This is a genomic window from Streptomyces sp. NPDC050418 (assembly GCF_044458745.1).
Classification (GTDB): Bacteria; Actinomycetota; Actinomycetes; order Streptomycetales; family Streptomycetaceae; genus Streptomyces.
In genome coordinates this window covers 238458-252192 of record NZ_JBITIG010000003.1, presented here as the reverse complement: position 1 = coordinate 252192, position 13735 = coordinate 238458, and the positions used below count along the sequence as shown (strand labels likewise).

The window sequence follows — 13735 nt, the reverse complement described above, 5'->3', positions numbered from 1 at the left end:
AGCAGCCGGCCGTGCTCCGGCGCCCTGCCCTCGATCTGGTCCACGTTCCCCCGCCTGTCCTTCGAAAGGCCAGGGTAGGGACCCCGCGCCGCGGTGCGGAACCGGGGAGACCTTCCTGTGACGGCGTGTTGGGGCGCTAGGGACGGTCTTCGGCTACTTCGTCCTCTCGTATGTGTTCACCGCCTGCTCGAAGAGGCGCGTCACCTCGTCCCGTTCGGACTCCGGGCCCTTCACCAGGACCACGTGGTACTTGCCGTCGAGCAGGATCGCCGCATTGCGCACGTACACCTTCCTGCTGCCCTCGTCCCAGGTGAACTGCCCCTCGGCCCGCACCTGGCTGCCGACCGTGACCTGGCGCAGACCGGAGGACGTGGCCCAGGTCGAGTCGCGGAACGGCTGCAGTTCGCGCTCGTCCTCGCGCTGGTACGCGAGCGGGTCGTCGCCGTAGTCCTTCGCGGAGTCGCGGCCGGGGACGACCGTGAGGGAGAAGTCGCCCTTGCCGTAGACCACTTGGCCGCGCCCGTTGGCGGGCTCGCGGTCCCAGCCCGAGGCGACGGCGAGCTGGAAGCCTTCGAGGTCCTTGCGCAGGACGAAGCCCTTCGGCAGTCCGGCGGGCGTCTGGCGGGGCGGCTCGGACTTGGCGGGCTTCTTCCCGTCGCCCGCCTTGCCGTCGTCCTTCTTGCCGTCGTCCTCCTTGCCGTCCCCGTCCGGGCTCGCGCTGCCCGGCGTCTGCGGCGCCGAACTCGCCGAACCGGCCGGGTCCTTGTGGTCCCCCGCCCCCTTGTCCGTCGTGTCGCCTTCGCCCGCCTTGGGCATGAAGAGCATCGCGTACGCCACCGCTCCGATGACCCCGAGCAGGATCAGCACGAGCAGCAGCCGGCCGAGCCGCTTCGGACCCCCGCCACCCTGCGGACGGCGGCTCATCTGCCGCATCTGGCGCTGCTGCTGACGCTCCCACTTCTCCGCCGAGGCCGACATCCGCTCCCGCGCGGGCCGCTCCGGCCGCTCGGTCGCGCGCAGTTGCGCGGTCCGGTCCGCGACGGCGCGCCCGCGGCGCGGCTCCGGGGCGGCCTGTTCAGGGGCGCGGCGGCGCTTGGGCGCGCGGCCCTTCTTGTGCTTGTGCCGCCCGTGCTCCGGCGGCCCGCTCTCGCCGCGGCCCGCGCGCTCACCGCGACGCTTGCGGACGAGCTCACCCCGGCGCCGTACGACGGGCAGCCGCGAGCGGTCGTACGCGGGCGCGGGCACGACATGCGCACCGGCCTCGGGCTCGGGCGCCGAGCGGACCAGGGAGCGCAGCCAGCCGCGCAGCTCCTCGAAGTCCGGGCGCTCGGTCGGGTCCTGGCGCAGCAGCGACTCGACGACCGGACGCAGCGGGCCGCACTCCTCGGCGAAGGCGGGCGGCTCGGCGCAGACCAGCTGGACGAGTTCGTACGGGTTGTCCTCCGGGTAGGGCGCGTGGCCCTGCACCGCGCGGAAGAGCAGCGCGCCGAGCGCCCACAGGTCGGTGGCGGGTCCGACGGGCGCGGCCAGCTGCCAGTTCTCGTGCACGGGCCCGGCCTGCTCGGGCGCCCACCGCTCGGTCACGGCCCCGACGACCGCCATCCGCGCCTGCCGCGCCCGCTCCAGCTCCAGCGGCGTCGCGGGCTCCCGCCCGCTTCCGCTCGCCACACCGGCCAACTCGTCCCAGCGGGAAGGCTTTTCGGCGGCGGGGTCGAGCGGGGGCGGTGCCTGCTGGTGGGTGGTGAGGTCCTGGGCGACCGGCTCGCGGGCAGCCAGGACCCGGGAGTTCAGGTCCCCGGCTTCCTGTTCGTGAGCAGGCCGCCCCAGGGCGATCTGGTCGCGGTACTGCGGGAGTCCGTCGGCGTCCGTCCGGGGGTACGCGGCTTCGGAGCCGTCCGGGTCGGGGCGGCCAGTGCCGGAACCGTCCACGTCAGGGCGGCCCGCCCCGGCAGACTCTTCGGCTCCTCCGGCCGTCTGCCCGGGGATCCGCCGCCCGGCCCCATGCCAGCCGACACCGGCACCCGCACCGGAACCGGCACCCAGGCCCGCACCGGCACCCGCACCCACAGGGCCACCCGCACCCGCCGCCGAACCCGTCTGCCCACCGGCCCCCGCCGACAGATGCCGGACCTCCGGCGCCCGCGCCGCGGGCCTCCCCGCCACGCCGTACGGGTCAGCTATCCGGCCGGGCGGGGTCCGCGGGCCCTCGTCCTGCGGTCTGCCCTGCAGCGCCTCTCCGGCACCCCCGTCCCGTACTCCGTCCCGCATGCCGTCCCGCCCGCCCGCGGCCTCGCCCGGGGGCAGCGCGCGGGCCGCGGCGGCGGAGCGGACACCCGCGCGGTACGCCGCGATCGCACCGGCCCGCGCGGCCCGGACATCACCGGCGGGCAAGGCGCGCCCCGGCTGCCCGGTGTACCCCGACTGCCCGGTGTAACCCGGCCGCTCGGCGCGCTCGGGAAGGGCCGGACCCGGCCTCGCCGCACCCGGATTCGTCTCCAGCGCGTTGCCCCCACCGCCCCGGGGCGCAGGCAACGCGGAGCGCCCCTGCGACGTCGACTGTGACTTCGCGGGACCCTCCGGAGCAGGCGCCGCAGGCCCCTCCGGCACCGTCCCCGCAGCGGTCCCGCCCGCGGCCCGTCCGTCGAACCCACCGCCCGCGTCCGGCACCGGGTCGTACCCGCACAGGGCCTCCTCGGCGGCGCCCGCCGCGAGACCCGTGAGCATGACGCGCCCGTCGTCGCAGACGAGCACGGTGCGCACGGTGATGTTCCGGTGCACCCAGCCGTGCGCGTGCAGCGCGCGCAGCGCGGTGAGCACGTCGGAGGCCACCTCCGCCGCGCGGTACGGCGACAGCGGCCGCTCGGCGAGCAGCGCGGCCAGCGGCCGGGCCGCCACGACCTCGCTGACGATCCACAGCGAGCCGCCCTCGGCGAACACGTCGAAGACCTGGTCGAGCCGGGGGTGGTCGGGGATCCGCGCCGCCGCCTCGGCCGCCTCGATCGCCCGCCGCACGGCAGGGTCGCTGGGGGCCCTGGTGGTACGGGCGTTGCGTGCCGTGCGGGATGCGGTGCGGGACGTGCGGGCGCCGCCCCGCGGCTCACCGCGCCGGGCCCCGGCCTCGTCGGGCTCGACGACCTCCGCCTCGACGACCTCCGGCAACGGCACCTGCCGCACCAGGACTTCCTGCCCGCTGTACGTGTCGAAGGCGCGGGTCTCCGCGAACTCGTACGCATCCGACGGCGGCAACGGCAGGCGGTAGCGGTCGGCGAGCACCCGCCCCGCGTAGTCGTCCACGTCGCCTCCCCGTCAGCGCGCGCACCCGTATCCCTGTGCCGCACACCGTACGAACCCATCAACTCCGGTCGAAAACCGGCACATTGCGGCTGCGTACGGTCCGCGAGCTCTCACGATACGTGGCCACGACGGCGTACGCGGCAGGTCTCACCAACCCGTACGGACTATGCCCGGCACCGGCCCGCGCATCCCCCGACAGGTCAACTCGGCTTGACACACGGCACACCCGCCCCTGCAATGACCTCCGCCACCGAGAACTACGCCCTGACCAAGCGCAATTCACCATGGAGACAGACAACTTGACGACACGACGCTTCACGACCATCGCCGGTGCCACGGGGGCCGCGATTGCCCTGACCATGCTGCTCAGCGCACCCGCGCACGCCTACGCGGGGAACTTCGGCTGCTCCACCACCGGCGCGCTCGGCAAGCTGACAGCCCATTACAGGGGTCCGATCGGAAACCCGAGCCCCAACCCGATGCACCTCGTCATCTCGCTCAAGGACACCAAGGCCGACGACCATCACGCCCGGATCCGATACCTCTCGCAGGACCGTGACGGCGTCGTCAAGAAGTGGAAGTGGCGGGCCAACACCGGCGGCAACGGCAACCTCGAAGTCTGGGAGACGACCGCCTCGTACACGAACAACTACTTCACCGAGTCCGGCGTGGAGGTGGCCAGGTTCGAGGGCGACAGGCTCATGAACTCCTGCACGGACTGGACCGCCGCCTGACGAGGAAAGGGGCGGCCGGAGGCCCTCCGGTCGCCCCGGGCTCTCAATCCCTGGGTTTGAAACTGTCGAACGCGACCTCGCGCAGCTCCGAGCACTCCTGCGCGTCCCAGTCCTTCTCGTTGCACGTGATCATGATCGCGTAACCGTGCGAACCGTCCACCACGAAGCCCCGGTTGAGTATCCGCACCGGAACACCGCTCTGGGTCCTGGTGAACTCCCAGTCGGCGACCGTGCGGTAGTCGCGCCAGTCGACGTCCTTGAGCCCGATCCGCTGGTAGTCCGAGTAGTTCCCCTTGACCGAACGCTCCAGATCGTCCCAGGCTCTCAGGGCGCTGGCGCCGGGTGAGTTCGTGAAGTCCACCTGCACCCGCGGGTACTTGCCGTTCCCCGGCGCGTAGATCGCACCGGCGCCGCCCGCCGATTCGCCGATCTGCCTCCAGCCGTCCGGCAGCGCGATGGAGAAGTGGAACTTGCCGTTCGTCACCTCGGTGTAGCCCGCGGGCGTCCGCCCCGGTTCGGCACCCGCACCGTTGCCACCGTCACCGGACCCCGAAGCGCCCTCCGAGCCCTTGCCCTTGTCGCCGTCGTCGCTCTCGTCCTTGTCGCCCTTACCGCCCTCGCCCTCTTCGGGCGTGTCCTTGCCGGCACCGCCCTCGGCCCCCGCGCTCGCGGAGGTCTCGGTGCGCCCGCCGCCCTTCTCGTCCCCACCGCTGAGCGCGAAGCCGATCACGGTGCCGAGCACGGCGAGCGCCACACCCACGGCGACGATCAGCTGCGTACGCTTCGAGACCACGTCACCGAGCGAGGCCTTGCGGGCGGCCGGAGCGCCACCGGACGGGCTGCCCGCGGCGGGCGGGTTCCCCGCGGCGGACGCGGTGCCGGAGGCCGGGGCGCCGGCGCCTTCCGCAAGCCGGGCGTTCGTCGCGATCGCCGCGGCGCCGCCGGTCCCGGCCGCCGGACGCTTCGAGGGCTTCGGCGGCTCCGGGTCGCCCGGCAGCGGCACCACCTTGGTCTGTTCGGAGGCCGGCTGCTCCGGCTTCTCGTCCACCAGCTCCGGCGCGTTGATCACATCGAGCAGCAGCCCGCGCGCACCCGCGTCGTCGAGCCGCTTCTCCGGGTCCTTCTCCAGGAGCCCGTACAGCACCTTGTCCAGGTTCCCCGCGTGCTCCGGGGTCTCCAGCGGTTCGGTCATCACCGCGGTGAGCGTCGCGATGGCCGAGCCCTTGTCGTACGGAGGGGTGCCCTCGACGGCCGCGTACAGCAGTCCGCCGAGCGACCAGAGATCGGCCGCGGGACCGGGCTTGTGCCCGCGGGCGCGCTCGGGCGAGATGTAGGAGGGCGCGCCGACGAGCATGCCGGTCGAGGTGATGGACGGGTCGCCCTCGACCTGGGCGATCCCGAAGTCGGTGAGCACCACACGGCCGTCATCCGAGATCAGCACATTGGACGGCTTCACATCGCGGTGCAGGATCCCCTGCTTGTGCGCGCTGCGCAGTACGTCGAGCACGGCGAGACCGACCTCGGCCGCGCGCCGCGACGAGAGCCGGCCGTCCTCGCGGATGACCTCGGCGAGGGACTTGCCCTCGATCAGCTCCATGACGATCCAGGGCCGGTCGTCCTCGTCGACCACGTCGAAGACGGTGACGGCGCCATGGTCACGGATCCGCGCGATGGCCTTGGCCTCGCGCAGGGTCCGGGTGATGAGCCGGCGCTTCTCGTCCTCGTCGATGGCGGACGGGAAGCGCAGTTCCTTGACCGCGACGGTCCGCCCGAGCGTCTCGTCGGTCGCGCGCCAGACGGTGCCCATGCCGCCCCGGCCGAGCACGTCGCCGAGCCGGTAGCGCCCGGCGATCAGCCGTGTCGCCTGGTCGCGGCGGGATTCCTCGCGGGGTTCCTGGTCCTGGCGGGGCTTCTCGTCCGCACGAGTTTCCTCGTCCCGACGGGCCTGCTCCGGCCGCTCAGCCTCCGACATGCGTCCCCTCTGCAATCAACCCGCCCTGGCAGAGCGTCCATTGTCTCTCATGCCGCAGGCCGCGGAAGTCCCGGGTCCGGCCCCACCGACTGCGACGCGGCCCCACCCGTCGGCGGTTCCCCCGTACGGCCCGTCCGTCCCTTCCGCCCCGCTCGGCGCGTGGCCGCGGAACGCCCGGAACCTGGGCATACGAGGGGCGGGCGGCCCGGCCGGACCACCCGCCCCGTACCGCACGACAGCGTGTCTACCGCGGCACGATGTCCGGCGCACCCAGCCGCGCCGCGTCCGCCGTCTGGTCGTCCGGCTGCAGCTGCGACTCGCGCTCGGCCTCGACCCGCTTCTCGTAGTGCTCGACCTCGCGCTCGATCTGGTCCTTGTCCCAGCCGAGCACCTTGGCCATCAGCTCGGCGCTCTCACGCGCACAGCGCGTGCCGCGGTCGAAGGTCTCGATGGAGATGCGGGTACGCCGCGTCAGGACGTCGTCGAGATGCCGCGCGCCCTCGTGCGAGGCCGCGTACACCACCTCGGCGCGCAGATAGTCGTCCGCGCCCGTCAGCGGATCGGCGAGCGAGGGATCGGCCGCGATGAGTTCGAGCAGTTCCTCGGTGAGCGCCCCGTACCGGTTCAACAGGTGCTCCACGCGCACCACATGGAGCCCGGTCCGCTGCGCGATCCGGGCCCGCGCATTCCACAGGGCCCGGTAGCCCTCGGCGCCGATCAGCGGCACGTCCTCGGTGACGCACTCCGCGACCCGCTGGTCGAGCGCGTGCACCGCCTCGTCCACGGCGTCCTTCGCCATCACGCGGTACGTCGTGTACTTGCCGCCCGCGACCACCACGAGCCCGGGCACCGGATGCGCCACGGTGTGCTCGCGCGACAGCTTGCTCGTCGCGTCCGACTCCCCGGCGAGCAGCGGCCGCAGGCCCGCGTACACGCCCTGCACGTCGTCGCGCGTGAGCGGGGTGCCGAGCACCGAGTTCACATGCTCCAGGAGGTAGTCGATGTCCGCGCTGGACGCCGCCGGGTGCGCCTTGTCGAGGTCCCAGTCGGTGTCGGTGGTGCCGACGATCCAGTGCCGGCCCCACGGGATCACGAAGAGCACGCTCTTCTCCGTGCGCAGGATCAGCCCGGTCGTCGAGTTGATCCGGTCCTTGGGCACGACCAGGTGGATGCCCTTGGAGGCCCGTACGTGGAACTGCCCTCGCTCACCGACCATGGCCTGGGTGTCATCGGTCCACACCCCGGTGGCATTGACGATCTGCCGCGCGCGGATCTCGTACTCGCCGCCGCTCTCGACGTCCTGCACCCGCGCCCCGACAACCCGCTCCCCCTCCCGCAGGAACCCGGTCACACGGGCCCGGTTGGCGGCCTTCGCGCCGTACGAGGCGGCGGTGCGGACCAGGGTGGCGACATAGCGGGCGTCGTCCATCTGCGCGTCGTAGTACTGCAGCGCGCCCACGAGCGCGTCCCGCTTCAGGCAGGGCGCGACCCGCAGCGCGTGGCGCCGGGACAGGTGGCGGTGCATCGGCAGTCCGCGCCCGTGCCCGCGCGCCATCGACATCGCGTCGTAGAGCGCGACGCCCGACCCCGCGTACAGCCGCTCCCAGCCCTTGCCCTGCAGCGGGTAGAGGAACGGCACGGGCTTCACCAGATGCGGCGCGAGCCGTTCGAGCAGCAGCCCGCGCTCCTTCAGCGCTTCGCGTACGAGCGCGAAGTCCAGCATCTCCAGATAGCGCAGACCGCCGTGGATCAGCTTGCTGGAGCGGCTCGACGTGCCCGAGGCCCAGTCGCGCGCCTCCACGATCCCCGTCGAGAGTCCGCGGGTGACGGCGTCGAGCGCCGTCCCCGCGCCGACCACGCCGGCGCCCACCACCAGTACGTCCAGTTCCCGCTCGGCCATCGCCGCGAGGGCCTCGGCCCGCTCGGCCGGTCCCAGTGTCGCTGTCCTCACTGCTGCCTCCCGTCGCCCCCGTGTGGTCGGGCTCACACCGTCGATTCTGTCCGCACTCCCAGGGTTCAGCCACCACCCGTGACCGCGACTTTGCGGAGCGCGGTGCCGCCAGGCCCTCTCACCTGCCGACACTCCGAAACCACGGCCCGCTAATCCGTCGTATCGGTCATATTTACCCCTAACCTGACAACGCGTTCAGCCGTCAGGGTCTGCCGGCTTGCGCCTGCCGCCCGCTCCGGTTACTGGGAAGGTGTTCGCCATGCCCGCGGATCTCGCCGTCGTAGGACTCGGCCATCTCGGTCTCCCCCTCGCCCAGGCCGCCGTCTCGGCGGGCATCGAAACCCTCGCCTTCGACCCACGCCACACCGCCGCCCTGGCCGCCGGCCGGCTGCCTGCCGACGAAGGCGCGCTCACCACCGCCGACCTGCGCCGGATGCTCGCGGCCGGCTTCCGCCCGACCGGCAACCCCGCCGAGCTCGGCCGCGTCCGCACCGCCGTCATCTGCGCCCCGACCCCGCTCGGCGCCGACCGCAGCCCCGACCTCGCCCAGGTCGCCGAGGCGGCCCGCGCGCTCGCGCCGCGGCTGCGCCCGCACACCACCGTCATCCTCGAATCCCCCGCCTACCCGGGCACCACCGAGGGATTCCTGCGCCCGCTCCTGGAGGAGGGCTCCGGCCTCACCGCGGGCCGCGACTTCCACCTCGCCCACTCCCCCGGCCGCTTCGACCCCGGCAGCCGCACCCACGCATACGGCAGCACCCCCAAGGTCATCGGTGGTCTGACCCCCGCCTGCACGGAGTCCGCGGCCGCCTTCTACAGCCGCCTCACGGACAAGGTCGTACGGGCCCGCGGCCCCCGCGAGGCCGAGGCGACGCACCTCCTGGAGACCAACTTCCGGCACGTCAACATCGCGCTCGTCAACGAGATGGCCGTCCTCTGCCACGACTTGGGCGTGGACCTGTGGGACGTCATCCGCTGCGCCGAGACCAAGCCCTTCGGCTTCCAGTCCTTCCGCCCCGGCCCGGGCGTCGGCGGCCACGCGGTCGCCCTCGACCCCGCCTACCTGCCGCACACCGCCCACACCCCCGGCCACCCGCTGCGCCTGGTCGGCCTCGCGCAGGAGGTCAACCAGCGGATGCCGCAGTACGTGATCCAGCGCGCCGCCACTCTGCTCAACGAGCACGGCAAATCGGTGCGCGGCGCACGGATCCTGCTCCTCGGCGTCACGTACAAGCCGGACATCGCGGGCCAGCAGGGCGCCCCCGCCGAGGAGATCGCGCCCCGGCTGCTGCAGATGGGCGCCTCGGTCAGCTACCACGACCCGCACATCCCGCACTGGAGCGTCCTGGGCCGCCCGGTCCCACGCGCCGACTCCCTCTACGAGGCGGCCGCGGACGCCGATCTCACCCTGCTGCTCCAGCCGCACCGCACGTACGACCTCCAAGGCCTGGCCGTGAAAGCGCAGTTGCTCCTGGACACGCGTGGGGCGACGCCCGTCGGGGCCGCACACCGTCTGTGAAGCCTTTGGAACGGGCTGGGTGACTGTCACCGGGGACTGCTAGCCTGCGGCGTCATTCATCGCACTGGCGTGCGCCGCTCTCGCATGCGCGTGCGCAGTTTTCCATGGGGGGATCACCCAATGTCCCAGGCCTTTCCGCCTCAGCAGCCTCAGCAGCCCGGCGGCCCGAACCCGTACGGCCAGCCGGGTCCGTTCCCGCCGGCCCCGCCGGTCCGCAGCGGCAACGTCGGGCTCGGCATCGTCGTCGGCATCGTCGCCATGCTCGTCGGCGCCGCCGCCTACGGCGGTCTGATGCGCGCCTTCGGCAGCGAGGACGGCTCGTACACCGAGATCGGCTACATCGCCGTCGGTGTCGGTGCGCTCATAGGCTTCGCCGCCGGCAAGCTCGGCGGCAACAACCCGGTGCTGCCCATCGTCAGCGCCCTGCTCGGCGCCGTCGGCGTCTTCCTCGGCCAGCTCTTCGGCTTCTCGCTGCTCATCAGCTGGTGGTCGGGCGGCCTCATCTCCGCCACGGAGATGATGACCGAGCACTTCAGCGACCTCATGGAGGGCTGGAAGGAAGAGGCCGACGCCATGACGTACCTCTTCCTCGCCGTCGGCGCCTTCGCCGGTTTCGGCGCGGCCAAGAAGGCCGGCAACTGACGCACCTCGCGCAGTAGTTGCGCGTACGAAGGGGCCCGCACCGCCATCCGGCGGTGCGGGCCCCTTCACATGTCCGTACGGGACGAACCTCAGCGCTGGTGCTGAGCGTTCGCCACCGTGACCTCGACCCGCTGGAACTCCTTGAGCTCGCTGTACCCGGTCGTGGCCATCGAGCGGCGCAGCGCGCCGAACAGGTTCATCGAACCGTCGGGGGTGTGCGAGGGACCGGTGAGGATCTCCTCGGTCGTGCCGACCGTGCCGAGGTCGACCTTCTTGCCGCGTGGCACGTCCTCGTGGACGGCCTCCATGCCCCAGTGGTGGCCGCGGCCCGGCGCGTCGGTGGCGCGGGCGAGCGGGGAGCCCATCATCACGGCGTCCGCGCCGCAGGCGATGGCCTTGGGCAGGTCGCCGGACCAGCCCACGCCGCCGTCGGCGATGACGTGGACATAGCGGCCGCCGGACTCGTCCATGTAGTCGCGGCGCGCGGCCGCGACATCCGCGACGGCCGTGGCCATCGGGACCTGGATGCCCAGGACGTTACGGGTGGTGTGCGCGGCGCCACCGCCGAAGCCGACGAGCACGCCCGCGGCGCCGGTGCGCATCAGGTGCAGGGCGGCGGTGTACGTGGCGCAGCCGCCGACGATGACCGGGACGTCCAGCTCGTAGATGAACTGCTTCAGGTTCAGCGGCTCGGCGGCACCGGAGACGTGCTCGGCCGAGACGGTCGTACCGCGGATCACGAAGATGTCCACGCCGGCGTCCACGACGGCCTTGGAGAACTGCGCGGTGCGCTGCGGCGAGAGCGCGGCGGCGGTGACGACACCGGAGTCGCGCACCTCCTTGATGCGCTGCCCGATCAGCTCTTCCTTGATCGGCGCGTCGTAGATCTCCTGGAGGCGGCGGGTCGCGGCCTCGGGCTGCAGCTCCGCGATCTCGTCGAGCAGCGGCTGCGGGTCCTCGTAACGCGTCCACAGGCCTTCGAGGTTGAGCACCCCGAGGCCGCCGAGCTCGCCGATACGGATCGCGGTCTGCGGGGAGACCACGGAGTCCATGGGGGCCGCCAGGAACGGCAGCTCGAAGCGGTAGGCGTCGATCTGCCAGGCGATCGAGACCTCCTTCGGGTCCCGCGTACGACGGCTCGGGACGATCGCGATGTCGTCGAACGCGTACGCGCGGCGGCCGCGCTTGCCGCGCCCGATCTCGATCTCAGTCACTTTGTGAGGTGCCTTTCCCTCTGGGTCCTACGGGGTCTTGCCTGTCCTGCCCGTCCAGTATCCCTGACGCATGGGCAAGGGGCGGCCCCGGGAATCCGGGACCACCCCTGACCTGTAGGTCTGTACGGAACGTACGGCTACTTGCGGCTGTAGTTCGGTGCCTCGACCGTCATCTGGATGTCGTGCGGGTGGCTCTCCTTGAGACCCGCGGACGTGATGCGCACGAAGCGGCCCTTCGACTCCATCTCCTCGATGGTGGCGGCGCCCACATAGCCCATCGTCTGGCGCAGACCGCCGACGAGCTGGTGCAGCACGTTGGCCAGCGGGCCGCGGTAGGGCACCTGGCCCTCGATGCCCTCGGGCACGAGCTTGTCGTCGGAGGCGATGTCGGCCTGGAAGTAACGGTCCTTCGAGTACGAGCGGCCCTGGCCGCGCGACTGCATGGCACCGAGCGAACCCATACCGCGGTACGACTTGAACTGCTTGCCGTTGATGAACATCAGCTCACCCGGCGACTCCTCACAGCCCGCGAGCAGGGAGCCCAGCATCACGGTGGAGGCACCGGCGGCGAGCGCCTTGCCGATGTCGCCCGAGTACTGCAGACCGCCGTCGCCGATGACCGGGACACCGGCCGCCTGGGCCGCGAGCGCCGCTTCGTAGATGGCGGTGACCTGCGGGACACCGATACCCGCGACCACGCGGGTGGTGCAGATGGAGCCCGGTCCGACACCGACCTTGACGCCGTCGACACCGGCGTCGATGAGCGCCTGGGCGCCGTCACGCGTGGCGACGTTGCCGCCGATCACATCCACGCTCACCGCGGACTTGATCTTCGACATCCAGCTCAGGGCGTTGCTGTTGTGGCCGTGCGAGGTGTCCACGACCAGGAAGTCCACACCGGCGGCGGCCAGCGCCTGGGCGCGCTCCAGCGCCTCGGGGCTCGCGCCGACCGCAGCACCGACGAGGAGGCGGCCCTCGGCGTCCTTCGCGGCGTTCGGGTACTGCTCGGCCTTCACGAAGTCCTTGACCGTGATGAGGCCCTTGAGCACACCGGAGTCATCGACCAGCGGCAGCTTCTCGATCTTGTGGCGGCGAAGGAGCTCCATGGCGTCCACGCCGGAGATGCCGACCTTGCCGGTGACCAGCGGCATCGGCGTCATGACCTCGCGCACCTGACGGCTGCGGTCGGTCTCGAAGGCCATGTCACGGTTGGTGACGATGCCGAGCAGCTTGCCGTTGCCGTCCGTGACCGGAACACCGGAGATACGGAACTTCGCGCAGAGGGCGTCGGCCTCGGCGAGCGTCGCGTCGGGGTTCACGGTGATCGGGTCGGTCACCATGCCGGACTCGGAGCGCTTCACGAGGTCGACCTGGTTGACCTGGTCCTCGACGGACAGGTTGCGGTGCAGCACACCGACGCCGCCCTGGCGCGCCATGGCGATGGCCATCCGGGACTCGGTGACCTTGTCCATCGCGGCGGACAGCAGCGGGATGTTCACGCGGACGTTGCGCGAGATGCGGGACGAGGTGTCCACCGCGTTCGGAAGGACTTCCGACGCGCCGGGCAACAGCAGCACGTCGTCGTAGGTCAGCCCGAGTGTCGCGAATTTTCCGGGCACTCCGTCGACGTTTGCAGTCATGACACCTTCCCCAAATGGCCTTGATCGGTGCGGATGTCCATGCTAACGGCCTGGAGAGGTGTCTCATTCCACGAGCAAGATCATTGGCCTACTTTGTACGTTCACACGTACGCAACCGTGATCGTGCGCCGGCCGCCGCAGCCCTTGGGGCTACTGCTCGGCCAGCGCCCGCAGCCGGCTGAGCGCACGGTGCTGCGCGACCCGCACGGCCCCGGGAGACATCCCCAGCATCTGGCCGGTCTCCTCCGCGGTGAGACCGACGGCGATCCGCAGCAGCAGCAGCTCGCGCTGGGTCTGCGGAAGGTTGGCGAGCAGCTTCTTGGCCCACGCGGCGTCGCTGCTCAGGAGCGCGCGCTCCTCCGGGCCGAGCGAGTCGTCGGGCCGCTCGGGCATCTCGTCGCTCGGCACCGCGGTCGAACCGGGGTGGCGCATCGCGGCGCGCTGCAGATCGGCGACCTTGTGCCCGGCGATCGCGAAGACGAAGGCCTCGAAGGGCCGGCCGGTGTCCTTGTAGCGCGGCAGCGCGAGCAGCACCGCGACACAGACCTCCTGTGCGAGGTCCTCCACGAAGTGCCGTGCGTCACCCGGGAGTCGGGACAGACGCGTACGGCAGTAGCGCAGCGCGAGCGGGTGCACGTGGGCGAGCAGGTCGTGCGTGGCCTGCTTGTCGCCTTCGACGGCACGCTGAACGAGGGCACCGACAGTGGTGGTCTCGTCCTCGCGCATCGGACCATGGTGCCTTGACGCCGTCCGATCCGCGGCACCGCGT

9 protein-coding genes are annotated in these 13735 nt (G+C 71.9%); 3 read left to right on the top strand and 6 right to left on the bottom strand.

Translation table 11 applies throughout. The annotated features are described in order from the left end of the window. Positions 1-153 precede the first annotated feature (153 nt). On the bottom strand, positions 154-3294 hold the full coding sequence (locus tag ACIBI4_RS08590) for a protein kinase (protein WP_399202891.1): 3141 nt from the start codon (positions 3292-3294) through the stop codon (positions 154-156). A gap of 299 nt (positions 3295-3593) precedes the next feature. Between ACIBI4_RS08590 and ACIBI4_RS08585 the strand changes: the two genes are divergently transcribed. Continuing rightward, a complete protein-coding gene (locus ACIBI4_RS08585) occupies positions 3594-4028 on the top strand; it encodes a hypothetical protein (protein ID WP_399202890.1) in 435 nt (144 codons plus the stop codon). A 43-nt stretch (positions 4029-4071) separates the two neighbouring features. Here the strand turns inward: ACIBI4_RS08585 and ACIBI4_RS08580 are convergent, their stop codons facing one another. Both ACIBI4_RS08580 and ACIBI4_RS08575 read right to left on the bottom strand, forming a co-directional pair. Continuing rightward, positions 4072-6000 carry a serine/threonine-protein kinase gene (locus ACIBI4_RS08580; protein ID WP_399202889.1) on the bottom strand — a complete coding sequence of 643 codons (1929 nt, stop codon included), beginning with the start codon at positions 5998-6000 and terminating at the stop codon, positions 4072-4074. A gap of 244 nt (positions 6001-6244) precedes the next feature. Continuing rightward, positions 6245-7951, bottom strand: a complete 1707-nt coding sequence (locus ACIBI4_RS08575; protein ID WP_399202888.1) for a glycerol-3-phosphate dehydrogenase/oxidase — start codon at positions 7949-7951, stop codon at positions 6245-6247. 259 nt (positions 7952-8210) lie between these two features. Here ACIBI4_RS08575 and ACIBI4_RS08570 point away from each other — a divergent pair, with 259 nt between their 5' ends. Together ACIBI4_RS08570 and ACIBI4_RS08565 are read left to right on the top strand one after the other, a co-directional pair. Then, complete coding sequence (locus tag ACIBI4_RS08570) at positions 8211-9470, top strand: nucleotide sugar dehydrogenase (RefSeq protein ID WP_399202887.1); 1260 nt, start codon at positions 8211-8213, stop codon at positions 9468-9470. A 120-nt stretch (positions 9471-9590) separates the two neighbouring features. Beyond that, complete coding sequence (locus ACIBI4_RS08565) at positions 9591-10112, top strand: hypothetical protein (protein WP_399202886.1); 522 nt, start codon at positions 9591-9593, stop codon at positions 10110-10112. Positions 10113-10201: 89 nt separating this feature from the next. Here the strand turns inward: ACIBI4_RS08565 and ACIBI4_RS08560 are convergent, their stop codons facing one another. The 3 genes from ACIBI4_RS08560 to ACIBI4_RS08550 form a co-directional block, all read right to left on the bottom strand. Then, positions 10202-11326, bottom strand: a complete 1125-nt coding sequence (locus tag ACIBI4_RS08560; protein ID WP_399202885.1) for a GuaB3 family IMP dehydrogenase-related protein — start codon at positions 11324-11326, stop codon at positions 10202-10204. Between the two features lie 137 nt (positions 11327-11463). Beyond that, positions 11464-12966, bottom strand: coding sequence for an IMP dehydrogenase (guaB, locus tag ACIBI4_RS08555; RefSeq protein WP_399202884.1), 1503 nt, complete (start codon positions 12964-12966; stop codon positions 11464-11466). A 150-nt stretch (positions 12967-13116) separates the two neighbouring features. Further along, on the bottom strand, positions 13117-13692 hold the full coding sequence (locus tag ACIBI4_RS08550; protein ID WP_399202883.1) for a sigma-70 family RNA polymerase sigma factor: 576 nt from the start codon (positions 13690-13692) through the stop codon (positions 13117-13119). Positions 13693-13735: the final 43 nt, after the last annotated feature.

Excerpts from the sequence above, each read along its gene's own strand:
- ACIBI4_RS08565 (WP_399202886.1), top strand. The coding sequence starts at position 9,591 with ATGTCCCAGGCCTTTCCGCCTCAGCAGCCTCAGCAGCCCGGCGGCCCG.
- ACIBI4_RS08580 (WP_399202889.1), bottom strand. The coding sequence starts at position 6,000 with ATGTCGGAGGCTGAGCGGCCGGAGCAGGCCCGTCGGGACGAGGAAACT.
- guaB (WP_399202884.1), bottom strand. The coding sequence starts at position 12,966 with ATGACTGCAAACGTCGACGGAGTGCCCGGAAAATTCGCGACACTCGGG.
- ACIBI4_RS08570 (WP_399202887.1), top strand. The coding sequence starts at position 8,211 with ATGCCCGCGGATCTCGCCGTCGTAGGACTCGGCCATCTCGGTCTCCCC.
- ACIBI4_RS08550 (WP_399202883.1), bottom strand. The coding sequence starts at position 13,692 with ATGCGCGAGGACGAGACCACCACTGTCGGTGCCCTCGTTCAGCGTGCC.